Annotated in this window: 19 protein-coding genes and 1 pseudogene; 9 read left to right on the plus strand and 11 right to left on the minus strand. The window is 70.8% G+C overall.

Annotation, left to right across the window (positions count from 1 at the left end; all coding sequences use genetic code 11):
• Positions 1-56: 56 nt before the first annotated feature.
• From QFZ58_RS07105 to QFZ58_RS07145, 9 genes are all read right to left on the minus strand, one after another.
• Positions 57-1376 (minus strand): MFS transporter, encoded by a 1320-nt coding sequence (locus QFZ58_RS07105; protein WP_307124059.1) that lies wholly within the window; start codon positions 1374-1376, stop codon positions 57-59.
• Positions 1373-2188 carry an alpha/beta fold hydrolase gene (locus tag QFZ58_RS07110; protein ID WP_307124060.1) on the minus strand — a complete coding sequence of 272 codons (816 nt, stop codon included), beginning with the start codon at positions 2186-2188 and terminating at the stop codon, positions 1373-1375. The genes QFZ58_RS07105 and QFZ58_RS07110 overlap by 4 nt, the downstream gene beginning before the upstream one ends.
• Positions 2185-4596, minus strand: coding sequence for an amino acid adenylation domain-containing protein (locus QFZ58_RS07115; protein ID WP_307124061.1), 2412 nt, complete (start codon positions 4594-4596; stop codon positions 2185-2187). The genes QFZ58_RS07110 and QFZ58_RS07115 overlap by 4 nt, the downstream gene beginning before the upstream one ends.
• The gene (gene glyA / locus QFZ58_RS07120) at positions 4593-6008 is read right to left on the minus strand and encodes a serine hydroxymethyltransferase (protein WP_307124062.1); all 1416 of its coding nucleotides are present in this window, start codon (positions 6006-6008) and stop codon (positions 4593-4595) included. Before glyA ends, QFZ58_RS07115 begins: the two co-directional genes overlap by 4 nt.
• The gene (locus QFZ58_RS07125) at positions 6001-9183 is read right to left on the minus strand and encodes an amino acid adenylation domain-containing protein (protein WP_307124063.1); all 3183 of its coding nucleotides are present in this window, start codon (positions 9181-9183) and stop codon (positions 6001-6003) included. The genes glyA and QFZ58_RS07125 overlap by 8 nt, the downstream gene beginning before the upstream one ends.
• 2 nt (positions 9184-9185) lie before the next feature.
• Positions 9186-10328 (minus strand): pyridoxal phosphate-dependent aminotransferase, encoded by a 1143-nt coding sequence (locus tag QFZ58_RS07130; protein ID WP_307124064.1) that lies wholly within the window; start codon positions 10326-10328, stop codon positions 9186-9188.
• Positions 10325-11227 carry a diaminopimelate epimerase gene (gene dapF / locus QFZ58_RS07135; protein WP_307124065.1) on the minus strand — a complete coding sequence of 301 codons (903 nt, stop codon included), beginning with the start codon at positions 11225-11227 and terminating at the stop codon, positions 10325-10327. Before dapF ends, QFZ58_RS07130 begins: the two co-directional genes overlap by 4 nt.
• A gap of 71 nt (positions 11228-11298) precedes the next feature.
• Positions 11299-11991 carry a 2OG-Fe dioxygenase family protein gene (locus tag QFZ58_RS07140; protein ID WP_307124066.1) on the minus strand — a complete coding sequence of 231 codons (693 nt, stop codon included), beginning with the start codon at positions 11989-11991 and terminating at the stop codon, positions 11299-11301.
• A gap of 32 nt (positions 11992-12023) precedes the next feature.
• Positions 12024-13070, minus strand: coding sequence for an iron-containing redox enzyme family protein (locus QFZ58_RS07145; protein WP_307124067.1), 1047 nt, complete (start codon positions 13068-13070; stop codon positions 12024-12026).
• A gap of 746 nt (positions 13071-13816) precedes the next feature.
• Between QFZ58_RS07145 and QFZ58_RS07150 the strand changes: the two genes are divergently transcribed.
• The 3 genes and pseudogenes from QFZ58_RS07150 to QFZ58_RS07160 all read left to right on the plus strand — a co-directional run bounded on the left by QFZ58_RS07150 (position 13817) and on the right by QFZ58_RS07160 (position 16668).
• Positions 13817-14302, plus strand: a complete 486-nt coding sequence (locus QFZ58_RS07150) for a transposase (RefSeq protein ID WP_307124068.1) — start codon at positions 13817-13819, stop codon at positions 14300-14302.
• Positions 14303-14321: 19 nt separating this feature from the next.
• Positions 14322-14972: pseudogene (locus tag QFZ58_RS07155) on the plus strand (radical SAM protein); the annotation flags it as partial.
• Positions 14973-15099: 127 nt separating this feature from the next.
• The gene (locus QFZ58_RS07160) at positions 15100-16668 is read left to right on the plus strand and encodes an alpha/beta hydrolase (protein ID WP_307124069.1); all 1569 of its coding nucleotides are present in this window, start codon (positions 15100-15102) and stop codon (positions 16666-16668) included.
• A gap of 112 nt (positions 16669-16780) precedes the next feature.
• Here QFZ58_RS07160 and QFZ58_RS07165 read toward each other — a convergent pair whose 3' ends face one another.
• Positions 16781-17353: an adenylosuccinate lyase gene (locus tag QFZ58_RS07165; protein ID WP_307124070.1), complete on the minus strand. Its 573-nt coding sequence runs from the start codon at positions 17351-17353 to the stop codon at positions 16781-16783.
• A gap of 366 nt (positions 17354-17719) precedes the next feature.
• On the opposite strand from QFZ58_RS07165, the gene QFZ58_RS07170 reads away from it, so the two are divergent.
• Together QFZ58_RS07170 and QFZ58_RS07175 are read left to right on the plus strand one after the other, a co-directional pair.
• On the plus strand, positions 17720-19501 hold the full coding sequence (locus tag QFZ58_RS07170) for a 3-hydroxyacyl-CoA dehydrogenase family protein (protein WP_307124071.1): 1782 nt from the start codon (positions 17720-17722) through the stop codon (positions 19499-19501).
• Between the two features lie 139 nt (positions 19502-19640).
• On the plus strand, positions 19641-20456 hold the full coding sequence (locus QFZ58_RS07175; protein ID WP_307124072.1) for a TetR family transcriptional regulator: 816 nt from the start codon (positions 19641-19643) through the stop codon (positions 20454-20456).
• Positions 20457-20469: 13 nt separating this feature from the next.
• Here the strand turns inward: QFZ58_RS07175 and QFZ58_RS07180 are convergent, their stop codons facing one another.
• The gene (locus QFZ58_RS07180) at positions 20470-21228 is read right to left on the minus strand and encodes a restriction endonuclease (RefSeq protein WP_307124073.1); all 759 of its coding nucleotides are present in this window, start codon (positions 21226-21228) and stop codon (positions 20470-20472) included.
• Positions 21229-21390: 162 nt separating this feature from the next.
• Between QFZ58_RS07180 and QFZ58_RS07185 the strand changes: the two genes are divergently transcribed.
• The 4 genes from QFZ58_RS07185 (at position 21391) to QFZ58_RS07200 (ending at position 26875) form a co-directional block, all read left to right on the plus strand.
• Positions 21391-22182 (plus strand): GNAT family N-acetyltransferase, encoded by a 792-nt coding sequence (locus tag QFZ58_RS07185; protein WP_307124074.1) that lies wholly within the window; start codon positions 21391-21393, stop codon positions 22180-22182.
• Positions 22183-22545: 363 nt separating this feature from the next.
• Entirely contained in the window at positions 22546-23883 is a 1338-nt protein-coding gene (gene ccrA, locus QFZ58_RS07190) for a crotonyl-CoA carboxylase/reductase (protein ID WP_307124075.1), read from the plus strand.
• 8 nt (positions 23884-23891) lie between these two features.
• Entirely contained in the window at positions 23892-25904 is a 2013-nt protein-coding gene (locus QFZ58_RS07195; RefSeq protein WP_307124076.1) for a protein meaA, read from the plus strand.
• The gene (locus QFZ58_RS07200) at positions 25901-26875 is read left to right on the plus strand and encodes a CoA ester lyase (RefSeq protein ID WP_307124077.1); all 975 of its coding nucleotides are present in this window, start codon (positions 25901-25903) and stop codon (positions 26873-26875) included. Before QFZ58_RS07195 ends, QFZ58_RS07200 begins: the two co-directional genes overlap by 4 nt.
• Position 26876 lies beyond the last annotated feature (1 nt).

The raw sequence follows: 26876 nt of genomic DNA on the forward strand, positions 1-26876 counted from the left end.
GGGGCGGACGCGGTTCACCGCACCCGCCCGCCGGAGACAGGGGACAAGCAGCTGGGTCAGGCCGGAAGCTCCTCCGGCCCGGTCGGCATGGTGCGGAGCTTCCCGACGGGCGACAGGATGATGGGGACAAGCATCGCTGCGGAGAGCACCCCCGCCAACCAGAGCGCCGCGTGCAGCCCCAGCACCCCGGCCAGCAGCCCGCCGACCGGGCCGCCGAGCGCCCCGCCGCCGTACAGCAGCATCCGCATCGCGGCCGTCATCCGGCCCATCAACGGCTGCGGGGTGATGCTCTGCCGCAGACTCACGATGATCACGTTGGAGATGCTGGAGCCGAAGTACTCCAGGAAGAACGAGGCGACGAACAGGCCCACCAGCAGCCACGAGGGGCCGCCCGCCGCCGGGATCAGCAGCGGGCCCAGGAAGATGATGGAGACCGACACCCGGTAGGCCGTCCCCACCGACAGGCGGCGCACCACCATCCCGGCGATCAGTGCACCGATCAGGCCGCCCACCGCTGCCGCGCCCATGACGAAGCCGACCGTCGCCGCCGACAGCTCCTTGTCCCGCACCGCGTACAGCAGGAACAGCGACTGCACCATGGTGAGGAAGAAGTTGCAGGAGCAGCCGACGAGCCCGATCGCGCGCAGCCACCGGTTGCCGAACACCCAGCGCAGCCCTTCCGCCAGCTCGGTGCGCAACTGCCGCTTCGTGGTGCGGGCGGGAGGGTCCGGCTCCGGCGCCCGGACCAGCAGCAGCGAGATCACCGAAAGGGCGTACGAGAAGGCGTTGGCGGCCATCGCCGCGGGTGCCGAGAAGGCGGTTACCAGCGTGCCCGCGATACCGGGGCCAGCCACATCGGCCGACGACAGCGTGGCGTTCAGCTTGGTGTTGGCCTCCAGCAGGCTGCGCCGGTCCTTCACCAGCACCGGTACGTACGACATCCAGCTGACATCGAAGAGCACCGCCGCCGTGCCGACCCCGAGCGCCAGCACGTACAGCAGCGGCAGCGTCAACAGGCCGAAGTGGTACAGCAGCGGCACCAGGCCGATGAGAAACATCCGGACGATGTTGGCGCCCAGCATCACCGGGCGTTTGCGCACCCGGTCCACCCATACGCCGAAGACGAGGGCGAGCACCAGGAACGGCACCAGCTGGGCGAAGCGGAGCATGCCGAGCTGTCCGGGACCCACCTGGAAGACCAGGACCGCGGTGAGCGGCAGGGCGAGGTTGGCTATCTGGGTGCCGTACAGGGAGAGGCCTTCCCCTACCCAGAACACCATGAAGTCCCGGTTGTGCCACAGGCTGCGGGGCGGCGGAGCCTCCGCCTCCTTCGCCGTGGCGGTGCGCCCATCGGTACGGCCGCTGTCCTCGCTCACACCGAAGCTCCCCTGCGCAGTATCTGGTTGACGATGTCCGCGATGGCCGGGAGCCCCGGCTCCCGCCAGATGGAGTGGTGGTCGCCCGGCACGGTGTGCTCGGTGAGCCGGCTCGCGTACGGCTCCCAGCGCAGCAGGTGCGGCTCCGACTTCTCGGCCTTGACCAGGGTGGTCGGGCCATCGTGTACGCCGTCGATGATGTGGTCCACCATCGCGTGGGCGTGGGCCCGGAACAGGGTGAACCGCTCCAGCAGGAACTCCGCGTCGAACTCCTCCGGTACGGTTCCGGAATCCGCGATGGCCTCCAGCCGCTCCTGCGGCCCGGCCTCCGGATCGAATGCCGCCAGCGCCTTGTCCAGCTCCGGTGCCCCGCCGCTCACCAGCCCCAGGAAGTCGTGGAGGAAGTACCGGACCAGAGCGGGCCCCGGTGGGAAGGGCTGGGTGCCGGGCAGCGCCGCGTCGATGACGACCAGCAGCGGCACCTCCTCACCTTCGGCGGCCAGGAGCCGGGCCATCTCGAAGGCCACGACGCCGCCCAGGGACCAGCCGAGCAGCTGGTAGGGCCCGTGCGGGCGGGCTGCCCTGAGCGTGGCGGTGTGCACCTCGGCCAGTTCCCGGATCGACTGGACGGGCTCGTCGATCCCGTCGAAACCGGGGGCCTCGAAGCCGAACACGGGTGACCCGGGGTCGATGCGCCGGGCCAGGTCGGCGTAGCAGTACGGCGACCCGGAGACCGGGTGGATGCAGTACACGGGCGGCAGGTCGCCGTCCGCGCGGAGCGGGACGAGGCTGTCTTCGGGGATGGCGGTCACCGTTTCCGGCCTCCGTCGTTCGGTGCGGTGGAGTGTGTGGTGGAGCTCAGGAGCTGATCGATGGCGGCGGCGACACCGCTGACGGTGCCACCGCCGTGGAGCAGACGTACGTTCACCTTGATCCCGAAGTGTTTGCTGAGCCGGTTGACCGTCCGCACGGCCTGGAGCGAGTCGCCACCGGCCGCGAGGAAGGAGCTGTTCGCCCCGATCTTCGGGGCCGATAGTACGGTGGAGAAGATGTCGGCGACCGCTTTCTCGGTCGGGGTGGTCGGCGCGACGTAGGCCGCCTCCCGGTCCTCCGGGGGCGGCGGTGCGGGCAGCGCCTTGCGATCGGTCTTGCCGTTGGCGGAGAGCGGCAGCCGGTCCAGTACGAGGACCGCGCCCGGCACCATGAACTGCGGCAGGGAGCCCGCTAGATGGGCGCTGATCACCCGGGGCCGGACCGTCCGACCCGGCTCCGGGACGACGTAGCCGACCAGCCGCAGGTCACCGGCCGCGTCCTTGCGGGTGGCGACAACCGCCTCCCTGACCGTCTCGTGGGACCTCAACGCGGCCTCGATCTCGCCGAGTTCGATGCGGTGGCCGTTCACCTTCACCTGGAAGTCGGACCGGCCGAGCAGTTCGATCAGCCCGTCGGGGCCGTGCCGGGCCACATCGCCCGTCCGGTAGAGGCGTTCGCCCGTGACCTCGCCGCAGGACCAGTCGAAGAACCGCTCCCCGGTCAGCTCGGGCCGGTCGAGGTACCCGGTGGCCAGGCCGATGCCCGCCAGATGGAGTTCACCCGGGACACCGGGCGGCACCGGTTGGAGGGCGGAGTCCAGGACGTACGTGCGCTGGTTGGCCATCGGCCGTCCGTACGGGATGCTCGTCCACCCCGGGTCGACCTCGCCCACCTCGTACAGCGTGGAGTGGATCGAGGACTCCGTGGCCCCGCCGAGCGCCACGAACCGCAGGCCCGGAGCGGCCCTGCGCGTCCGGCCGGGCAGTGAGAGCGGCACCCAGTCCCCGCCCAGCAGCGCCAGGCGCAGGGCGTCGAGCGGCGGGGCTCCACTCTGCTCCAGCTGCTCGACGACCAGTTCGAGGAGGGCGGGCGCCGAGTTCCAGACCGTGATCCGGTGCGCGGCCAGCAGATCGGCCCAGTGCTGCGGGTCCTTGGCGAGCGCGGGCTCGGGCAGCACGACCGTGCCCCCGGCCACCGTCAGCCCGAGGAACTCGTAGACGGACATGTCGAAGCTGGGCGACGACAGCGCGAGCACCCTGTCCCCGGGGCCCACCGAGAAGCGGGAGTTGAGGTCCGCGATGTTGTTCATCACCCCGCGGTGGCGCAGCGCGATCGGCTTGGGCGCGCCGGTCGACCCCGAGGTGTGGATGACGTACGCAAGGTCCCCGGGCGCCACCCCGCTGCGGACGTTCTCCGGCGAAGCGGAGGCCCACAGGGCGGCGTCCCGGTCCAGCTCCACGATCTGCGGGCCGGCCTCGGCGAGCCGCGACGAGAGCCCACTCCGGCTGACGATCACCGCACACGAGGTGCCGGTGACCATCGCCGCGATCCGCAGCTCCGGATAGTCCGGGTCCAACGGCACATAGGCAGAACCCGACTTGAGGACCCCCAGCACCGCCACGAGCAGGTCGGGCGACCGGTCCAGGCAGATGCCCACCCGGCCACCGGGGCCCGCGCCGAGCCCGCGCAGATGACGCGCCAGCCGGTTCGCCGCCGCGTTGACCTCGCCGTACGTCCACTCTTCCGCGCCCCTGACCAGGGCGACGGCCTCGGAGTCGGCGGCCGCCCGCTCCTCGAACGCCTCGTGCAGGCAGCGTTCGTAGGGGAGTTCGGTTGCCGTGTCGTTCCAGTCGACCAGAGTGCGGCGCAGCTCGCCGTCGGTGAGCAGCCGCAGCCGGGAGACGGCGACGTCCGGGCGGCTGAGGGCGTCCTCCACCAGCGTACGGAAGTGGGTGAGCAGGCGCAGGATGGTGTCCGGGTCGAACAGCGTGGCATCGTAGCGCAGCTGCACGATGCGGTGGACGTAGGATCCGTCACTGCGCGGCAGCAACACCAGTTCGAAGTCGGCCGGCTGCCCGCCGTCCGTCACCGGCTCGCGGCCGTCCAGGACGGATCGGGCCAGCCCGGCCGGTGTCGTCCCCTCGCCGAGAGCACAGCTCAGCCGGAAGGAGCCCGCACCGGGCGTGCGGACGCGGAAGCCGAACTCCTCCTGGCCCGTGTACCGGTGGAGCAGCGCGGCGAACCCGGCGAGCAGCAGCTCCTCCGGGGCCGCCCCGCCCGCGCCGTCGAACACCACCCGCTGCCGGGCGCTGCACCCGGCGGGCACGCTCTGCCGCGGCCGGTCGGTCGGCAGCAGCGCGGGCGGCGCCGAACCGTGCCCGACGCCCCTTTCTCCGTCGAGCGTCACGGCACCTCTCCCGCCCGCAGGCCAAAGACCGCGGGAACAGCGGAGACCGGCCCGTCGAGCACCCCGGACACCGGCCCGAGCGGCAGCGGATAGCGGGCACACAGCTCCGCCACCCCCGCCCGCACCGCGTCGCGCTCCCCGGCGTCCAGGACGTACTCCCGCTCGCCCCGGACCACCGTCGCCTCGAGGACCCGGTGCAGCAGCGCGGCGCAACTGCGCATACCGGCCGGGCCCATGCCCCGCTGGGCCAGGATGTTGGTGCCCAGGCGCAGCCCGCTGGTGACGAGCGGCGGCCGGGTGTCGTCCGGGACCCGGTTGCGGTTGGCGAGGATCCCGCACTCCTCCAGGGCACGTTCGGCGATCACCCCGGTCATCGGCCGGCCCGTCAGGTCGATCAGCACCATGTGGTTGTCGGTGCCGCCGGTCAGGACCCGGTGGCCCAGCGCTGTCAGGGAGTCCGCGAGGGCCGCCGCGTTGTCGACGACCAGCCGCATCGTCTCCTTGAACGCAGGCTCCGCGACCAGGGCGAGGGCCCGCGCCTTCGCGGCGATGGCCGCCGGACTCGGCGTGCCCTGCGACAGCGGGAAGACCGCCCGCTGCATCAGCCGCGACAGCGGGGTGCGGCCGTCGGGACCGGGCGTGGCGTGCTCACGCCCGATCAGGATCAGCCCGCCGCGCGGACCGCCGAGTTGCTTGTACGTACTGGTCGTCGTGGCGTGCGCCAGGTCGATCGGCGTGGGGTGCTCCCCGGCCGCCACCAGCCCGGCGATGTGCGAGATGTCGGCGACGAGGTACGCGCCCACCGAGTCCGCGATCGCCCGGAAGCGGGCGAAGTCGAGCGTACGGGGGTGGGCACTGGTCCCCGCGATGAGCACGCTCGGCCGGTGCTCCTCGGCCAGCGCCGCCACCTGTTCGTAGTCGATCCGGCCCTCGTCGTCCAGCCCGTAGTGCACGGCCCGGTAGTACATCCCGGTCACCGAGGCCGGGGAGCCGTGGGTGAGGTGCCCCCCGGAGTCCAGGTCCAGGGCGAGTATGGTCCCGCCGGGGCGGACCAGCGCGGCCAGCACCGCCTGGTTCGCCGAGGAGCAGGAGTGCGGCTGGACGTTGGCGTACGCCGCGCCGAAGGCCTGCTTGGCCCGCTCGACGGCGAGCCGCTCCACCAGATCGAACTGCGAGGCCCCTGGGTGGTAGCGGGCCCCCGGGTAGCCCTCCGCCGTGACGTTGGAGAGCGCCGCTCCGGCGGCCGCCAGCACCGACGGGTCCGCGATGCTGGTGGACGCCACCATGGCGAGCGTCGCGTGCTGCAGCACCACCTCGGCGTCCAGCAGCCGTGCCAGCTCGGGGTCGGCCGCACTGAGCGCCGCCGCCCCCCGGTGCAGCAGCTCCGCCTGCGGCGGGACGGGTTCAGGCACGGGTTCCGGCCACCTTTCCGGCCTTCGCCACCAGCTCGTCGATGGCCGTCGAGAGCGCGCCGACCGTGGCACCGCCGTACAGCAGACGGACGTTGACCTTCACCTTGAAGTGTTTGTTCAGCCGGCTCACCGCCCGCATCGCCTGGAGCGAGTTGCCGCCCAGCTCGAAGAAGCTGGCGCCGGTGCCGACGCGCTCCTGCGCCAGTACGGTCCCGAAGACCTCGACGACCTTCTCCTCGGTCAGGGTGACGGGGGCGATGTACGAGTCCGCCGCGCCGCCCACGCTGACCGGCGCGGGCAGCGCCGACCGGTTGATCTTGCGCGCCGGGGTCAACGGGAACTCGCCCAGCTCCACCCAGGCGGTCGGCACCATGTACTCGGGCATCGTGCGCCCCAGGTGGTCCCGCAGCTCCGCCACCGTCGGAGACTGGTCCCCGAGGACCGTGTAGTACGCGACGAGCTGCTTCTCCCCGTCGTCCTCGCGCAGCAGGACCAGCGCCATCCGGACCTTCGGGTGGGTCAGCAGCCCCGACTCGATCTCACCGAGCTCGATGCGCAGACCGCGCAGCTTCACCTGGTTGTCGAGGCGCCCGATGAAGTCGATCTGGAGGTCGGGCGTCCAGCGCACCAGGTCGCCGGTGCGGTAGACGCGCCCCTCGCCCAGGAACGGGTCGGGGACGAACTTTTCGTCCGTCAGCTCCGGCAGGTTGAGGTAGCCGCGCGACAGGCCCTCGTCCCCGCCGATCAGCAACTCACCCGGGACGCCGACCGGCATCAGGTTGAACTCCTTGTCGACCACGTAGTGCAGCCGGCTAAACTCCGGCCGCCCGATCGGCGGCGAGGACTTCCACTCGCGGTGCTCGCACAGGTACTCCGTGGTCGCCACCGACGCCTCGGTCGGCCCGTAGAGGTTCACGAACTTGCGGCCCGGCAGGTTCCACTTGTTGACCAGCTCGGCCGGGAGCGCCTCCGCCCCGCCCATGATGTATTTGAGGTCCGGGTACGGCTCCGCCTCCACCAGCGAGAGGATCGCCGGGGACAGCCCCGCGTAGGTGACCCGCTGATCGCGCATCAGCGCCCCCAGCGATTCCGGGGACGAGGCGTCTTCGGGCGCCACGAGCACGATCACGGAACCGCTGATCAGCCCGGCGAAGATCTCGCCCTGCGACATGTCGAAGGTGAGCGCGGGCAGTTGGAGCAGCCGGTCCTCGTGGCCCCACTCGCCGAAGGTGCGCCGGTAGGCCTCGATGAACATGCGCAGCCCGCGCTGTTCGATCATCACGCCCTTCGGCTTGCCGGTCGATCCGGAGGTGTAGAGGACGTAGATGAGGGATGCGGGCTCCGCCCACTCCTCCAGTGGTACATCGTCGGGCTCGGCCTCCACGGTTGCCCACTCGGTGTCGATCCGCAGGACCTCCCACCCGCTGGAGGGCGGCAGATCACCGACGGAGGCGTCCCGGGTGATGACGAGCGGCGCCGCGGTGTCCCGCAGCATGTGATCCAGGCGCGCGTTCGGGTGCGAGGGGTCGATGATCGTGTACGCGGACCCGGAGACCATCACGCCGATGATCGCCACCAGGGCGTCCAGATCGCGGTCCATCGCGATCGCGACGACCTGCTCCTGCTTCACGCCCCGGGAGCGGATGTGCCGCGCCAGCTTGTCGGCCCGCCGCATCAGCTCGCTGTACGTCATCTCCTTGCCGCGGCAGACGGCGGCGACCAGCTGAGGGTGCTCACGCGCGATCCGGGCGATGGTGGTGTGCACCGGCTCGGTCGGGTAGTCGAAGTCGGCCCCGCGCCCCGCTTCCAGCAGCTCGCGGCGCTCTTCCTCGGAAAGCAGGGGGAGCTTGCTGACCGGGGTGTCCGGGTCGGCCGCCGCCGCGGCCAGCACGGTCCGGAAGTGCTGGACCATCGCCTCCACCCGGCGGCGGTCGTACAGGTCGGTGACGTACTCGACGATGAGCCGCAGCCGGTTCGCGCCCTCGATGAAGCTGAAGGACAGGTCGAAGCGGGAGCGCCCGCCGGAGACCACGATCGACTCGGTCTCCAGCCCGTCCAGCTGGAGCGCGTCCCCGGTCGTCGTCTCGCCGAGCAGCTGGACGGCGATCTGGAACAGCGGGTTGCGCCCCGCGTCCCGCACCGGCTGCACCCGGTCGACGACATGGTCGAAGGGCACGTCCTGGTTGTCGTACAAGTCCAGGTTGTTGTCGGCGATACGCTCGATCAGCTCGGCGAAGGTGATCCCGCCGGAGAGATCCGAGCGCAGCACCGTCATATTGATGAACAGGCCGACGGTGTCTTCCAGTTCGGGATCAGTACGGCCGAGCATCGGCACGCCGATCGCGATGTCGTCCTGACCGCTGTACCGGCTCAGCACCACCTTGAGCGCGGCTGCCATCACCATGTACAGCGAAGCGCCCTGCTCCTGCGCCAGGGAACGCGCCTGGCCCAGCAGGTCGGGCGGGAAACTGACGGTGAAGGTCTCGCCGTTACGGGTGGGCTCCGCCGGGCGGACCCGGTCGGCGGGCAGCTCCAGCGCCTCCAGACCGGCCAGCCGCTCCTGCCAGAAGTCCAGCTCGCTCTCCCACTGCCCCGAGGCGCGCTGCTCCCGCTGGCGCTCCACATGGTCGGCGTAGGTGGCCGGCGGAGCCGGCAGATCGGGGGTAAGGCCCGCCCTGAGCTGCCGGTACGCCTCGGAGATGTCCCGGCTGATCACACCGCCGGACCAACCGTCCGTGACGATGTGGTGGTAATTCAGGGAGAGCACGTGCTCGTCGTCGGCCAGTTTGAACAGCTGGAACCGGCGCACCGGACCCGCCGCCAGGTCGAACGGGGTGTCCGCCTCCGCCCGCAGCGCCTCGTCGAGCGCACGCTCCCGCTCATCGGGCGTGAGCCCCGACAGGTCGGTGAGTGGCAGAGGGGTGTCCTCGGCCGGAGCGACGACTTGGTACGGGATGCCGTCCACCGCGTGCAGGGTCACCCGCAGCTGGTCGTGGCGGGCCACGAGGAGGTTCAGCGCCCCCTCCAGCGCGGGCAGGTCCAGCGGGCCGCGCAGCCGGTAGGCAGTGGGGACGTTGTAGGTGGTCTCCCCGGGGTTCATCTGGTCCAGGAACCACAACTGCTCCTGCCCGAAGGACAGATGCATACGGGGCTCGTCAGCGTCCGACGCGCTCATGGTCACAGGACTCCGTTCGGCAGATTGCTGTTCTGTCCGCTGAGTGCCGCAGCGGACGGGGGATCTTTGGGGGAGGGGCGGAGCAGCGGTTCGATCCGTCTCAGTCCCTCGGTCACGGCCTCGGGATCGCGGGCGAAACAGATCCGGAAGCCGTCCGAGGCCCCGAGGGTCTCGCCCGGCATCAGCAGCACCCCGGCGTCCAGCACCCGGCGGCACAGCGCGAGCGGCTGCTCCCCGGTGGTCAGCCGGAGCCAGGCGAAGGGGGTGTTCTCGGGCTCCACGAGCTGCACGGCGTCGGCGTTGCGCTCCGCGAAGTCCCGTACGAGCTTGAGCCCCTGGCCGGTCAGCTCCGCGTAATGGCGCAGATACCGGTCCCGGTGGTCCAGGACATCACAGGCCAGAGTCTCGCAGAGGACCGAATTAGCAATGGTGGAAAGGAACTTGCGCCGCGCGCACCCCTCGACGACCTCCGGCGGCCCGTACAGCCAGCCGACGCGCAGCCCGGGGAAGCCGTACACCTTGGAGAGGCTGGAGACGGAGATCACCCGATCGCTGCCGCGCGCGGGGGAGTCCTTCAGGTCCAGCGCGTACTCCTCGTCGAGCAGCAGATGGGCGTCGTGCCGCTCCGCCAGCTCCAGCAACCCCTTCAGGTCCGCGTCGGCGATCCGCCGACCGGTGGGGTTGCAGGGGGAGTTGGCGACGATCAGCCGCAGACCGGGGCCGGCCAGCGCGGCGGCGGCCTCCACGTCGAAGGTCAGATCCTTGCGGTAGGGGGCGCAGTCGACCTGGCAACCCAGATCGGCGGTGATGTCCCAGGACTGCTGCCAGCCCGGGCGGAAGACGATCACCTGCGAACCGGGAGCGAGCAGGGAGGCATAGACGAGGTAGAGGGCCTGCTGTGCCCCCTGGGTGATCAGTACGGAGGCGGTGTCACCGTCGTAGAGGGCCGCGACCCGGTCGCGCAGCGCGCCGATGCCCCGGTCATGGCCGTAGTCCAGCTCCAGGCCCGGGGGCACGGAGAGCTGGTCGAACCGCCCGGGGAGCATGTTGCTGTCCCCGAGGTCGATGTCGAAGCGCCCCGCGGCGTCCTCGAACACCCACCGCTGCATCGGGTAGTCGCCAGCCGTTGCGGCTGCGGCGGTCACTGGACGGTCTCCGGGGTGCGGTCCAGCCGGGCGCGCAGTGGTGGGGCGAACACACCGGTCGCCACCTGCTGGGCGTCCCCGGTCAAGGTCACCGCGCCGTCCGGGGCGATGGCGACACTCACGCTGCCGCCGGACATCCTGACCTCCACCCGGTCGTCGCAGAGCCCCAGTTCGCGGGCGGCGGAGGCAGCGGCGCAGGCGCTGCTGCCCGAGGCCAGCGCGTAGCCGGCGCCGCGTTCGTACACCTCGATCTCCAGGACGTCGCGGCTCACCACCCGCAGGAACTGCACATTGGTGCGGTGCGGGAAGCGGGCGTGTCCGGCGATCTCGGGTCCCAGGCTCCGGGCGAGTTCGGCGGTCGGCTCGGCCACGGGCACCACAGTGTGCGGGTTCCCGTTGTGAAGAGCGGTCACCGTCAGCTTCCGCTCCCCGACCGTCAGCGGTACGGAGAGCGTCGGTCCCTCGGCGGGGGTGCCGTCCTCGTTCAGCAGCGGCAGTGCGGCGGCGTCGAACCGGGGCCTGCCCAGACCGACTTGAACCCGTCCGGTCGCCGCGTCGAGGATCTGTACGGGGCTGTCGCCCGCAGCGGTGCGGAGCGTGAACGCCTCACCGCCCGCCCAGGTCTCCGGCTCCCGCTCGGCCAGGTGCAGGGCAAACATCCGCAGCCCGTTGCCGCTGCGCTCGCAGACGGAGCCGTCCGAGTTGAACAGGGCCAGCGGTACCGGGACCCCGGGGCGGGGCTCCTCCAGCGGTCCGTGCAGCACCCCGTCCGCGCCGATGCCGAAGTGCCGGTCGCAGACGAGCCGTACGGACTCGGGGGAGACGGGGACGTCGGTGTAGCGGGGGTCGATCACCACGTAGTCGTTGCCCAATGCCTGATACTTGAAGAAGTCGGTCATGACTCGTCTCAGGTAGGTGGCGGGGGACGGGGCCGTTCCCTGCGAGGTCCGGACGGGAACGGCCCCGTACGTCAGTCCTCTTGGTCGTCGAGGGCCGCGGCGTCGTGCTCGTCGCCGTACCACTTCTCCGCCCAGCGGGAGAAGGCGATGATCACAATGTCGCGGTGACCGGGCCCGCCATCGGCGGAGAGGACGTCGGTGACGTCATGGGCAAGCGCACGATCGTCCAGCAGGACCGCCTGGCCGGCGTCGAGAGTGCCCGACCAGAAGGGCTCGTCCGCCCCCGGGTTCCACAGCCGGGTGGTGCCGCCCGCCACGTTCACCTTGTTCAGGATCGCGATCATGACGAACTCGTGCCCGTCGTGGTGCACCCCTTCCGGAGTGAGCGGGCCGGGCTTGCCGCCCTCGGCACGGGTCCGGTTCTGGTGGACGTTGATCTGCCACGGCTCGGACCGGTCCAGGCCGAGTTCGCGGATGCCTTCGGCGATCAGCGGGGTGAAGTCCACCTCGATCGGATCGTAGACGCGGCGGATGCCGCCGCCGACCGGGTTGAACTTCTTGAACGTGGTGTAGTCGCGGTGCGGAAGCCGCTTGAACGACCAGCTCTCGTTCTCGACGGGAGTGAGCTTGTACTGCGAGAACCGCTTGAAGCGGGTCCCGTTGCCCATGTAGTCGTCGACCGGGCATCGGTCGTAGCTGGGCAGGATGTCGGGTGCGACCTCCGGCAGGTCGACGACGGTGAATCCTTGGCTGCCGAGCGGCATGTGCTCTCCCCTCCTGGTGAGTGGTGTCGGAATCAGCCGGCGATCGACGGCATGCGCTCGTCCAGATACGTCGCCGAGGAGTTGAGCCGCCACAGGATGCCGCGGGCGATGGCCCGGCGCATCCGGGCGGACTCGGCGGCGGGCAGCACCACGTTGTGGAACCAGCCCTGAGCGTGCTGGGAGTCGATGGTGACGTGCAGCCGGTGGTAGACGATGCCGACTTCGGGCAGGCCCAGCCGCTCCCAGGCGTGCACGACCTGGACGAATCGGTCCGGCGCCATCCACTCGGTCATGCCGAGGTAGCCGACGGCCTCCGGGTACAGGGCGCGGTAACGGCACAGCAGCACGGCGAGGTTGCCGTTGAGGAGCGAGTTGGCGGTGAGCGAGCGCTCCAGCTCCTCGTCCGGGATCTCGAAGACCTCGAAGATCTTGTTGAAGAGAGTGGTGTGGACCTGGGCGTGGTCGCCGTTGCCCATCTCGTCCCAGAAGTTGGAGGCGATCTCCATCTTCGCCGCACCCGCCGTGCCGACCTGCATCATCGCCAGCAGATCGTCGAAGCGGCCGTCGACCACGGACTCCTGCATCACGTAGTTGCGCAGGTCGTCCTCGGTGGCGCGGTTGCGGATGAACTCATGGTAGTACGGGTGCTTGTACACCCGGTGGTCGCGGGCGATCGCCTTCAGCCAGGAGAGATAGGCCCGCGGTTCGGTGGGCGCCTCCTCCAGTAGCCCCGGCTCGATCAGCCGGTCCTGCGCCTCGGCGGTCGCGGACTCCAACAGCCGCCCCATCTCGTGCACGACGGTCGAGCCCTCGGCGGTCTCCTGTTCGGAGATCTTGGTGTGCAGCCGGTAGAGACGGTCGAGCAGGAACTGCTGCGCGTACACGGCGTGCGGGTCATTGTCGGCCGCGGCCTTGTTGATCTCAGCCACCCGGCCGAGCAGGGCGGTGCGCGCATCGCCCGAGAACTGTGCGTCGACCTTGTCGGGCGCCTTCGCGAGTAACGCGGTGACCTCGTCGACGGTGGTCAGAAAGCGGGTGGCGGGCTCGGTCTCGGCCCGGGAAGTACCAACTTCGAGCATCTGCTTCCCCTTAAATTCACCTGATGCCTGTGCCGTGCCGTACGTGTCGTGCGGGTAGCCGTCTGTCGCGCTGAGGAAGGAGGGAGGACGAAGGGGGATCGCGCCGCACACAGCCCGGACGTACGGGGCCAGGTGTGTGCCAGAACGGTAGAGGCGGAGAATGAGCTGCAGGTCAGGCGGTCTCCGGCCTCGTACCTGGTGAGGTGGCGGGGAGCGAATAGCCGTGCTTCTCATGCGGTGCGCCGCCCATACTGCACGCAGACCTCTGGGCAGACTCTGTATGCGGTCTATACGGATTCCGGCCACCGGGCGGGGCGCGTGGTGAGAGCGGCCGGACCCGGGCGCGGGCATGCCGAAAGGGCGCGGAGTACGGGACCGTATCCGTACTCCGCGCCCTCATTCAGGGGTGACGCAAAGGTATTACTCAGGGTGACAGGGACTGCGGCGGCGGCGATCGGCCCCGGGTGAGGGCGTCTCCTTCAGGTTCAGGAGACGGTCCCCGGGGTGCTTCACCACCGAACTGGCATCGCACAGCCGCCGCGGCCTCGTCGTCCTGCCCGCGCCGCGCGGCACCCCTCTCCGGGTGCGCGGTACGGGCAGGGTCTGTGGGCCCAGGGGTGTCCGGCGGATCAGGCCTCGGTGTTGCACGGCGCTTTCAAAGTCAGTGACTGGGCGTCACCTCATGAAGAAGGTGCCCGTCCTGCGACACGTCGGCGCTGATCTCCGCGACGAGGACGGCCGGGGCGGTGGTCCCGGTTGACAGCGGCCGGTCCGCTCCCTGGCGTTCGGTCTACAACCTGATTAATATTCACATACACGGACGAGGAAGGATCCGGCGGCTCAAGGTCTGCACCGTCGCCGGACTGCTCTTTCCCGGGGCTGCCCAGGCCATCGAGCTCAAGCGCCGCCGGGTGGACCGCAAGACCGGGAAAATCAGCATCAAGACCGTGTACGCGGTCACCAGCCTGAATGCCGAACAGGCCACCCCCGCCCAGCTCGCCTCCTTGATCCGTGGGCACTGGTCGGTCGAAGCACCGCACCACGTCAGAGACACCACCTTCGCCGAGGACGCCTCACAGCTTCGGACGGGCAACGCGCTCCGCGCCATGGCCACCTGGCGCAACCTCGCCATCGGAGCCCTCCGCCTCGCCGGCCGCCACGGCATCACCGCCGCCCTCAGGCGAAACGCCCGCGACGCCACCCGGCCACTGCGAATCCTGGACATTCCATGATCAGAAAAACGCCAGTGTCCAACGGGCCGAAGGCCGCTACCGCCCGATGCCCGGCATCATCTCGGCGCTGCGCGACCACGCGAACCCCTTCTCGATCCTCACGAAGGGCACCCTGATCCTGCGTGACCTGGACCTGCTGCGACGGGCGGCCGAGGTCACCGAGGTCGGCATCTCCGTCTCCGTGGGCTTCACCGACCGCGAGCTGTGGCGCACCGTCGAACCGGGCACCCCCTCCCCCGAGCGCCGGCTCGACGTCGTCCGCACCCTGGCCGACCACGGCATCGAATGCTCGGTGCTCATGGCGCCGGTCATCCCCTTCCTCGGCGACGGCCCCGACCAGCTGCGCGCGACGGTCCGGGCCGTCGCCGAGGCCGGTGCCGCCTCGGTGACCCCCCTGGTGCTGCACCTGCGGCCCGGCGCCCGCGAGTGGTACATGCGGTGGCTCGGGCAGCACCACCCGCACCTGGTGCGGCGGTACGAGCGGATGTACGCGGGCGAGGCGTACGCGCCCACCTGGTACCAGCGCCGCATCACGCGCCGCGTGCACGAACTGGCCGCCGAGTTCGGGATCGGCCCCGCGCACCGGGGCGACTCCCGCCGGATCGCCGTGCGCGAGGAGGCGGCCGCCCTGCCGGACGAGCCCGGGCCCACCCAGCTGACCCTGCTCTGACCGCACCACCGCCTGTTGACCAAACGGGTCAACTCTTGCCGGAATCTGTCCCTCCGCACCCGGATGCGGGGAGCATGCGGCCGTGGCTGTACCCCTCACAGCCCCGATCCCCACCACGGGAGGCCGTATGACGAAACGTGCAGGCATTCTGGTCGCAGTCGGTGCCACCCTCGCCGGGCTGGTCACCGCGGCACCGTCCACCGCACAGCAGCCCCCTCGGGCTGCCGCGCCGCCGAAGTGGACCGCCTGCGCGACGCAGGCGTATCCCACCCTCCAGTGCTCGACCGTCCGCGCGCCGCTGGACCATGACATGCCGTCAGGCCGCCAGGTCACCCTCGCCCTCTCCCGGATCCCCCACACGGCGAAGACGTCACAGGGCCCACTGCTGGTCAACCCGGGCGGCCCCGGCGGGAGTGGACTCTCGATGGCGGGCTTCGTGGCGTCCTCGCTGCCCGAGAAGCTCGCCGCGCAGTACGACGTGATCGGGTTCGACCCGCGCGGGGTCGGGAGGAGCACCCCCGCCCTGGACTGCGCGCCGAAGCACTTCGACCCGGTGCGCCCCGACACCGTGCCGGACTCCTACGCGGCCGAGAAGACCAACCGCGACCGGGCGGCCGCCTTCGCCGCCGCCTGCGGCAGGACCCACGGCGACCTGCTGCCGTTCATGGACACCGTGAGCGCCGCCAAGGACCTCGACGTCATCCGCCGGGCCCTCGGCGCGCAGCGGATCAACTATTTCGGCTACTCCTACGGCACCTACCTCGGCGCGGTGTACGCCAAGCTGTTCCCGGAGCACGTGCGGCGCCTGGTGCTCGACTCGATCGTCGACCCCCGGGGCGTCTGGTACGAGGACAACCTGGGCCAGGACTACGCGTTCGACGCCCGCCACAAGGCGTTCGCCGCGTGGGTGGCGAAGAACGACGCGACCTACCGGCTCGGCACCGACCCGGCAGAGGTGGAAGCCGCCTGGTACCGGATGCGCGACGCCGTGAAGAAGCACCCCGCGGCCGGCAAGGTCGGTCCGGGCGAACTGGAGGACACCTTCCTGCCCGGCGGCTACTACGACGGCTACTGGCCCCACCTCGCCGAGGCGTTCGCGGCGTACGTGAACGGCAAGGACGAGGACGCGCTCGCCGCCGCGTACGAGAACTTCGGCGAGGTGGACTCCTCCGGCGACAACGGTTACTCGGTGTACACGGCCGTGCAGTGCCGCGACGCGGCCTGGCCCCGGACCTGGAGCACCTGGCGCAACGACACCTGGCAGGCGCACCGCAAGGCACCCTTCATGACATGGAACAACACCTGGTACAACGCCCCCTGTGCCACCTGGCCGGTGGAGCCGCTGACTCCGGTCCGGGTCACCAACCACAGGATCCCGCCGGCGCTACTGCTCCAGGCCACCGATGACGCGGCCACCCCGTACGAGGGCGGCGTCGCCATGCACGGCGAGCTCAGGGGTTCCGGCCTGGTCGTCGAGCAGGGCGGCGGCAACCACGGCATCAGCCTGAGCGGCAACAGCTGTCTGGACGCCTACCTGGTGGACTACCTCACCGACGGCACCGTCCCGAGGGCCGGCGGAAACGGGGCCGACGCGGTCTGCGACGCCCAGCCCGACCCGCAGCCACTGACGGCCGCGAAGACCGGCTCGGACACGAAGGGCAGCACGCTGCACGGGCTGCTCGGCTTCCGCGGCTGAGACGTACGGCAGCCCTCCTCCGGGGCGTACGCCGGAAGGGGTCGTGGACGACACGGCCCACTCCCGCGTACGCCCCGGCGTTACGCGGAGTCACTGCCTGTACCGCCGGCGCTCAGCGCACCGGCAGCCGGCTGAGGGCCGCTGCCGCCGCCGCAGCGAGGCGCGGGTGGGGCAGCGCCGCCTCCAGGACCGGGCGGGCCGCCCCGTCACCCAGGCTTCCGAGCCCTTCGACGCAGGCGAGCGCGACGCGCCAGTGCGGCTCCTGCGGCGCCAGCAGGCCCCGCAGGGTGCTGACGAGGGCAGGCACGGATTCCGGAGCCCGCAGGGCGGTGAGCAGCCGCACCGGGTGCAGGGCGTAGGCCGTCCGCAGCGTGTTCGTGGCGAGTGCCGCCGCGGCCCTGGGGGTCCGGGGGTCGCCGAGGAGCAGCAGCGCGTGGGCGGACGAGACGCAGCGCTCGGGGTCGCGGTGGTTGAGCAGCAGGACCAGCGCCTCGAAGGCCCGGCGGTCGCCCCGGCAGCCGAGCCGGAACGCCGCGAGCTCATGGGCCCAGAGGGGGCGTTCGCGCTCGACGAGGACGCGGGCGAGCTCCTCGGCGTCCTCGGTGGCGAGCAGTTGGTGAAAGGCCGCCGACTCTTCCGCCTCGCCCCGGAGCCGGTCGGTCAGCGAGCGGAACTCCTCGTCCATGACGCACAGTTTACCGCCGCATACGGACAGTGCCGCACGGCGGGGATGGAGAAGTGTGTGCCAGCGCACAGACCGCCAGGGCTGGCGCGCTCGTTACCCGCCGGTTAACCTCATGTGAGCGGGACACCCTCCCGCCGGCTCCGGTGGCCTGGTGACGCAGCCACCCGGAGTGCTTGTCGGTTCGGCAGCTTTGCGAGACGCGACTCCGGGACAGAGTCCGTCACCTTTCCCCGGTCCCGGTGCTTTCCGAGCACCCGGGACCCGTGCACCACGACACGCAACCCCCGCACGCCGAGCGCCGGTTCATCTCAGCGGCCCGCGCGCCCGGGTGCTCCTCACAGCCGTCACTCACCCTGGAGTCCCGTGATGGACACCCCGCTCAGCACCATTGCCGTCGTCGGTCTCGGCACCATGGGAACCGGCATCGCCGAGGTCCTGGCCCGTGCGGGCCGCGAGGTCATCGGCATCGACGTCAGCGAAGCCGCCGCCCTTCAGGCCGTCGTCTCCCTGGAGGCCTCCACCGCGCGGGCCGTGAACCGTGAGCGGATCACCGAGCAGGAGCGGCGCGACATCCTCGCCCGGTTCCGTACGTTCACCGATCTGCAGGCCGCCGCGGACGCGGAACTGGTCATCGAGGTCGTGCCGGAGACGTACGAGATCAAGCAGCAGGTCTTCCGGGATCTCGATGCGGTCGTCTCCCCCACCGCGATCCTCGCCACGGGCACCAACGCCCTGTCCGTGACCCGGCTGGCGGCCGAGTCGCAGCACCCCGAGCGCGTTCTGGGCATGCACTTCTTCAACCCGGCCCCGGCGATGAAGCTCGTCGAGGTGGTCTCCTCGGTGCTGACCGCGCCGCCGGCCGTGGAGAGCGTGACGCGCCTGGCGCGTGAGCTGGGCAAGGAGCCGGTCGCGGTCGGCGACCGGCCGGGTTTCGTCGCGGACGGACTGCTGTTCGGCTACCTCAACCAGGCCGCGGCGATGTACGAGGCGAACTACGCCTCCCGTGAGGACATCGACGCCGCGATGAAGCTGGGCTGCGGGCTGCCGATGGGCCCCCTCGCCCTGCTCGACCTGATCGGCATCGACACCGCCCGCACGGTGCTGGAGGCCATGTACGCGGCGTCGCACGACCGGCTGCACGCACCCGCGCCCGTGCTCGGGCAGCTCAGTGAGGCCGGGCTGACCGGCCGCAAGGCGGGGCGCGGTTTCTACACGTACGACACCCCGGGCGGCCAGAGCACGGTGCCGGACGCCCGGACGCCGTCGGCCGGTGCGGGCGAGGTGGCCGGACGCGAGGTCTCCGCGGTGGGTGTCGCGGGCTCCGGGACGATGGCCTCGGGCATCGCGGAGGTCTTCGCCAAGGCCGGGTACGCCGTGGTCCTCGCCGCGCGCAGCCAGGAGAAGGCGGACACCGCCAAGGCCCGGATCGCGAAGTCGCTGGAGCGCTCGGTCACCAAGGGACGGCTCACGGAGACGGCCCGCGACGAGGCGCTCGCCCGGATCACGGCGGCCGGTTCGCTGGACGCCCTCGCCGACGTGGACCTCGCGGTCGAGGCGGTCGCCGAGGACCTGGAGATCAAGCAGCAGCTGTTCGTCACGCTGGACAAGGTCTGCAAGCCGGGCGCCGTGCTGGCCACCACGACGTCCTCGCTGCCGGTCGTGGCGGTCGCACGGGTGACCTCACGCCCCCAGGACGTCGTCGGCATGCACTTCTTCAACCCGGCACCCGCGATGAAGCTGGTCGAGGTGGTGCGCACGGTGCTGACGGCCGACGACGTGCACGCCACCGTCCGCGAGGTCTGCCTTAAGGTGCGCAAGCACCCGGTGGACTGCGGCGACCGGGCCGGCTTCATCGTCAACGCGCTGCTGTTCCCCTACCTCAACAACGCGATCAAGATGGTCGAGGAGCACTACGCGACGCTCGACGACATCGACGCGGCGATGAAGCTGGGCGGCGGATACCCGATGGGCCCGTTCGAACTCCTGGACGTGGTCGGACTCGACGTCTCGCTCGCCATCGAGAAGGTCCTGCACAGCGAGTTCCGCGACCCAGGCCTGGCCCCTGCGCCACTGCTCGAGCATCTGGTGGCCGCGGGCTGCCTCGGCCGCAAGACGGGGCGCGGCTTCCGCGAATATGCCCGCCGCTGAGCAGTCGGCGGCAGGCGACACCACGAAGCCTGCCGCCGGCCCCGCCGGCGTCGGGGCCGGGTGGGGCGGGCTGCTGGGGCCCTCGGACGACCCGCCCCCACAGGCGCACTCCCCGGCACGGATGAGTTACGTTCACACCATGTCCCAACCCGCCAAGTCCCCCCGTTCCTCCGCCGCGTCCGACGCCCCGGAAAGTGCCGCAGGCACCCGCGCCGCCGCGCAGCGGCTCAAGATGCGCCGCGAACTGGCCGCCGCGGCGATGGAACTGTTCGCCACGAAGGGGTACGAGGCGACGACGGTCGACGAGATCGCGGGCGCTGCCGGAGTGGCCCGGCGTACGTTCTTCCGCCACTTCCGTTCCAAGGAGGAGGCGATCTTCCCGGACCACGACGACACCCTCGTCAGGGCCGAAGCCGTCCTCAACGCGGCACCCGCGCACGAGCACCCGCTCGACACCGTGTGCCGCGGCATCAAGGAAGTCATGAAGATGTACGCGGCGAAGCCCGCGGTCTCCGTGGCCCGCTACAAGCTGACCCGTGAGGTGCCGACACTGCGGGAGGCGGAGATCGCGTCGGTGGCCCGCTACGAGCGCTTGTTCACCCGCTATCTGCTGGGCCATTTCGACGAGCGTGACCACCACGTGGGCAACGACGACCCGCTGCTGGCCGAGGTGGCCGCCTCCGCCGTCGTCACCGCGCACAACCACGTGCTTCGGCGCTGGCTGCGGGCGGACGGCCAGGGGGACGTGGAGGCGCAGCTGGACCACGCCTTCGCGATCGTGCGGGACACGTTCGGTTCCGGTATCGGGGCCGGGCGGGCGGTCGGCGGCGAAACCACGAAGGCCCCGGCGGCCACGGTGACCGCCCAGGGGGAGGTGCTGGTCGCGGTGGCGCGTACCGACGCGCCGCTCGACGAGGTGATGCGCACGATCCAGCAGGCGCTGAAGGAGCTCTGAGCGCGCCGCCCTGCTACGCGTCCGCCGACGGCCGGACGGCCGCCGCCGCGTGCCAGGGCAGAGGCGCGCCCTCCTCGCTCCACGCAGACAGGGACTCCAGGTCCACGCAGAGGATGCCGCACTGTCCGGCGTACTCCAGGGCGGGTTCGGTGAACGTGCTCGTGGTGACGACGACGGCGACCTCCGCCTCGTGCACGGCGTAGCAGGTGCCGCCGAAGCGCTGCAGGTCCTGGGATCCGACCTTGTTGTCGGGTCCGTACTGCTTGCACTGGATCACCAGGCGGCGCCGGTCGGGGGTGGTGGCGACGACGTCGGCCCCGAGGTCACCGGCGCCGCCGACGACCTCGACCTCCGTGCAGCCGTCCCGCCTGCAGAGGCCGGCGATCGCCTCCTCGAAGGCGTACGGGTCCATGTCCAGGTAGTCGACCGGCTCCGGGCGTGGCCGCGGCTCCGGTTCCCGGACCGCCGCGTCGAGCTCCGCGAGCCCCGTGTCCACCATGTCGTACGCGGCCTCGACGACCGCTGCGGCCCCCTTGGCCGCCACCCTGCGGTTGTGGCGGCGGCGCAGGAACGCGGCGGTCACGGCGGCCAGGGCGGTCACCGTCGCCACGGCGACGGCCGGGTGCCGCAGGGCGCTCTGCCAGGCCGTCCGCAGGGCCAGCCCGGCGCCGCAGAGCAGCAAGGCGGCGAGAACGAAGCCGAGCGCCGTGCGGCGCAAGCTGAAAGCGGGCCGGTCGTTCCTCGGAACGCGCCTGCGGACCGGTATCGCCATCGGTGCCCCCTGTTCACTGTGGTGTGCGCGTCGGTGCGCGCTTCTGTCTGTCGTCCGTCGGTCAGCCCAAGATCACTTCCGTCTGCCCCCGGGGGCCTGACTTGACGCAGGCAGCCGCGAAACCCGTTTGTGCGGTGGGCGGGTGCGTGCTCGGGTGGGCCCATGGACCCTGCTGAGCTGCTTGCCCTGTTCGACCACGAGATGCGGGAGCACGCACGCCCGGACGGCCCGGGGGTGCGGGTGGAACGCGACGGCCCCCTCGTGCGCCAGGTGGGGGGCGCCGACGACTGGAACGGGGTCGTCTGGTCCGCACCGGACATGGACGCCACGGCGGCCGACGCGGCGATCGCCGCGCAGGTCGCGTACTACACGGCTCTGGGCCACGACGAGTTCGAGTGGAAGTGCTACGCCCACGACCGGCCGCGCGACCTCGGGCGGCGGCTGCTCGCCGCCGGTTTCACCCCACAGGACGCGGAAACCCTGCTGATCGCCCCCGTCGCGGACCTTCCCACCGCCTCGGCTCTCCCCCAGGGGGTCGAGCTGCACACGGTGGCCGACGCGGCCGGTGTGGAGCTGATGGTCCGGGCCCACGAGGCGGCCTTCGGCAGCGACGGGGCACGGCTGCGCCACCGCGCCCTGGCACGCCTCGCCGATGCCCCCGGCACCTTCGTCGCGGTCGTGGCCCTGGCGGACGGCCGGCCGGTGAGCTCGGCGCGCATGGAACTCTCGCCCGGCACCGGGTTCGCCGGGCTGTGGGGTGGCGGGACAGCCCCTCGGTGGCGGGGCAGGGGCATCTACCGGGCCCTGGTCGCCCACCGGGCGCGCACCGCCGCGGAACGCGGCTACCGCCACCTCCAGGTGGACGCGACCGACCGGTCGGCCCCGATCCTGCGCCGGCTCGGCTTCACCGCCCTGAGCACGACGACGCCGTACGTGTACCGCACCACGCCGTAGCCACCACAACAGGGGGACCGAACCGGCATACCGCGCATGATGTTGCTCATGCGTGCCACCGCGATGACAACTGAGAGAAATTGTTGGCACTGGGTGCCTTGCCACCTGTCACGCAGTGCCATACGTTGAAGGTGTCCGGGCGGCCGGCGTGCAGAGACCTCTCGCACGTCGGCTGTCCCCGCAAACCACGTGTCTGCGCGCCCGGGCGCCTGCGTCACAGGCAACCCCTTCTGCTCCACCGAGCAGGCCGAAGCACCACCCGCCGAACCGACGGCACACCTCCACACCGCTCAGCTCCCCTGTCCACAGGGGCCCTCCGGCGTTCCCTCGACGCCGGGGACCCGATCTGCCGGAGGCATCACCGTGAAGGAAATCCTGGACGCGATCCAATCGCACGACAGCACCGCTGCGGACTTCGCGGCCCTGTCACTCCCCGAGTCGTACCGCGCGGTGACCGTGCACAAGGACGAGGCGGAGATGTTCGCCGGGGTCGACAGCCGCGACAAGGACCCGCGCAAGTCCCTCCACGTGGAGGACGTGCCGGTGCCCGAGCTCGGCCCGGGCGAGGCCCTGGTGGCGGTCATGGCCAGCTCCGTGAACTACAACTCCGTCTGGACCTCGATCTTCGAGCCGGTCTCGACCTTCGGCTTCCTGGAGCGGTACGGCAGGCTCAGCGACCTCAGCAAGCGCCACGACCTCCCGTACCACGTCATCGGCTCCGACCTGGCGGGCGTCGTCCTGCGCACCGGCCCCGGCGTCAACGCCTGGAACCCGGGGGACGAGGTCGTCGCGCACTGCCTCTCGGTCGAGCTGGAGTCCTCCGACGGCCACAACGACACGATGCTCGACCCCGAGCAGCGCATCTGGGGCTTCGAGACCAACTTCGGCGGCCTCGCGGAGATCGCGCTCGTCAAGTCCAACCAGCTGATGCCCAAGCCGAAGCACCTCAGCTGGGAGGAGGCCGCGGCTCCGGGCCTGGTCAACTCCACCGCGTACCGCCAGCTCGTCTCGCGCAACGGCGCGGGCATGAAGCAGGGCGACAACGTGCTGATCTGGGGTGCGAGCGGCGGACTCGGTTCGTACGCCACGCAGTTCGCCCTGGCGGGCGGCGCCAACCCGATCTGCGTCGTCTCCAGCGACCAGAAGGCCGAGATCTGCCGGAAGATGGGCGCGACCGCGATCATCGACCGCAACGCCGAGGACTACAAGTTCTGGAAGGACGAGCACAACCAGGACCCGCGCGAGTGGAAGAGGTTCGGCAAGCGCATCCGTGAGCTGACCGGCGGCGAGGACGTCGACATCGTCTTCGAGCACCCGGGCCGCGAGACCTTCGGCGCCAGCGTCTACGTGACCCGCAAGGGCGGCACGATCGTCACCTGCGCGTCCACCTCCGGCTACAACCACGAGTACGACAACCGCTACCTGTGGATGTCGCTGAAGAAGATCGTCGGCTCGCACTTCGCCAACTACCGCGAGGCCTGGGAGGCCAACCGGCTGATCGCCAAGGGCAAGATCCACCCGACGCTCTCCAAGGTCTACTCCCTCGAGGACACCGGCCAGGCCGCGTACGACGTCCACCGCAACCTGCACCAGGGCAAGGTCGGCGTCCTCGCGCTGGCACCCCGCGAGGGCATGGGCGTGCGCGACACGGAACTCCGCGAACAGCACATCGACGCCATCAACCGCTTCCGCAACGTCTGAGGTCGACGATGACCGAACGTCAGAAGGACCGTCCGTGGCTCATGCGGACGTACGCCGGTCACTCGACCGCCGAGGCGTCCAACGAGCTCTACCGGCGCAACCTCGCCAAGGGCCAGACGGGTCTGTCGGTCGCCTTCGATCTGCCCACGCAGACCGGTTACGACCCCGACCACGTCCTCGCCCGCGGCGAGGTGGGCCGGGTCGGCGTGCCCGTCTCGCACCTCGGTGACATGCGGCGGCTGTTCCAGGACATCCCCCTGGAGCAGATGAACACCTCGATGACGATCAACGCCACCGCGATGTGGCTGCTGGCGCTCTACCAGGTGGTCGCCGAGGAGCAGGGGGCCGACCCCGACAAGCTCCAGGGCACGACACAGAACGACATCGTGAAGGAGTACCTGTCCCGGGGGACGCACGTCTTCCCGCCGGGCCCTTCGCTGCGGCTGACGACCGACATGATCACGTACACGGTCAACCGCATCCCGAAGTGGAACCCGATCAACATCTGCAGTTACCACCTGCAGGAGGCGGGGGCCACACCGGTCCAGGAGATCGCGTACGCCATGTCGACGGCCGTAGCGGTCCTCGACGCGGTGCGCGACTCCGGCCAGGTGCCCGAGGAGCGGTTCGGCGACGTCGTGGCCCGTATCTCCTTCTTCGTGAACGCGGGCGTCCGCTTCGTCGAGGAGATGTGCAAGATGCGCGCTTTCGGCCGCATCTGGGACCGGGTCACGCGCGAGCGCTACGGCATCACGGACCCCAAGCAGCGCCGCTTCCGCTACGGGGTGCAGGTCAACTCCCTGGGGCTGACCGAGGCGCAGCCGGAGAACAACGTCCAGCGCATCGTGCTGGAGATGCTGGCCGTCACCCTCTCCAAGGACGCCCGCGCCCGCGCGGTGCAGCTCCCCGCCTGGAACGAGGCTCTGGGGCTGCCCCGGCCGTGGGACCAGCAGTGGTCGCTCCGCATCCAGCAGGTGCTCGCCCATGAGAGCGACCTGCTGGAGTACGAGGACATCTTCGCGGGTTCACACGTCATCGAGGCCAAGGTCGACGAGCTGGTCACCGATTCGCTGGCCGAGATCGACCGGATCCAGCAGATGGGCGGCGCGATGGCCGCCGTCGAGTCCGGCTACCTCAAGTCGGAACTGGTCTCCTCGCACGCGGCGCGACGGGCCCGGATCGAGGCCGGCGAGGAGAAGATCGTCGGTGTCAACATCTACGAGACGACCGAGCCCAATCCGCTGACCGCCGACCTGGACGCGGCGATCATGACGGTGGACCCCGAGAACGAGGCCCGGGTCGTCGCCGCGCTGCACGAGTGGCGCGACAACCGCGACGAGGCGCGCGCGACCGAGGCGCTGGCCGCTCTGAAGAAGGCCGCCGCCGGAACCGCGAACATGATGGAGGCGACCGTCGAGTGCGCACGGGCGGGCGTCACCACGGGCGAGTGGGCCTGGGCCCTGCGTGACGTGTTCGGCGAGTTCCGGGCGCCGACCGGCGTCTCGTCCGCGCCGCTCGCCGTCACCGCCGAGCCCGGCACCCCGCTCGCCCTGGTCCGCGAGAAGGTGACCCGCACCGCCGGGGACCTCGGCGTCGGGCGGCTGCGCCTGCTGGTCGGCAAGCCCGGCCTGGACGGGCACTCCAACGGCGCCGAACAGATCGCCGTACGCGCCAGGGACGCCGGCTTCGAGGTGGTCTACCAGGGGATCAGGCTGACGCCCGAGCAGATCACCGACGCCGCGCTGGCCGAGGACGTGCACTGCGTGGGCCTGTCCATCCTGTCCGGCTCGCACGCCGAACTGGTGCCGGACGTGCTGAACCGGCTGCGTGAGGCCGGGGCGCCGGACATCCCGGTGATCGCGGGCGGCATCATTCCCCCGGCGGACGCCGCAGCCCTGATCGCCGTGGGCGTCGCCGCGGTCTTCACCCCGAAGGACTTCGGAATCACCGAGATCATCGGCCGTATCGTCGACGAGATCCGGAAAGCGAACAAGCTCGACCCTCTGGAGGTCCCCGCATGACCACGCCCTCGTCCCCCGTGAACCGGCTGCGCCCGCGCCGCTCCTGCCTCGCGGTGCCCGGCTCCAACCCGAGGTTCCTCGAGAAGGCCCAGGGCCTGCCGGCCGACCAGGTCTTCCTGGACCTGGAGGACGCCTGCGCGCCGCTCGCCAAGGAAGGCGCCCGCCACCACATCGTCGACGCGCTGAACAACGGCGACTGGACGGGCAAGACCCGGGTCGTGCGGGTCAACGACTGGACGACGCACTGGACCTACCGCGACGTCATCACGGTCGTCGAGGGCGCGGGCCCGAACCTCGACTGCATCATGCTGCCGAAGGTCCAGGACGCCCAGCAGGTCGTCGCGCTGGACCTGCTGCTCACGCAGATCGAGAAGACGATGGGCTTCGAGGTCGGGAAGATCGGCATCGAGGCACAGATCGAGAACGCCAAGGGCCTGGTGAACATCGACGACATCGCCGCCGCTTCGCCCCGCCTGGAGACGCTGATCTTCGGCCCGGCCGACTTCATGGCCTCGATCAACATGAAGACCCTGGTCGTGGGCCAGCAGCCGCCCGGCTACCCGGCGGACGCCTACCACTACATCCTGATGCGCATCCTGATGGCGGCCCGTACGCACGACCTCCAGGCGATCGACGGCCCGTTCCTGCAGATCCGCGACGTGGACGCGTACCGCGAGGTCGCGGGCCGTGCCGCCGCGCTGGGCTTCGACGGCAAGTGGGTCCTGCACCCCGGTCAGGTCGACGCCGCGAACGAGGTGTTCTCGCCCTCGCAGGAGGACTACGACCACGCCGAGCTCATCCTCGACGCGTACGACTGGTGCACCTCCGAGGAGGGCGGCAAGAAGGGCTCGGCGATGCTCGGCGACGAGATGATCGACGAGGCCAGCCGCAAGATGGCCCTGGTCATCGCGGGCAAGGGCCGCGCGGCCGGCATGCAGCGCACCTCCAAGTTCGAAGCACCGGAGGCCTGAC

The sequence above is a fragment of the Streptomyces sp. B1I3 genome, assembly GCF_030816615.1.
Classification (GTDB): domain Bacteria; phylum Actinomycetota; class Actinomycetes; order Streptomycetales; family Streptomycetaceae; genus Streptomyces.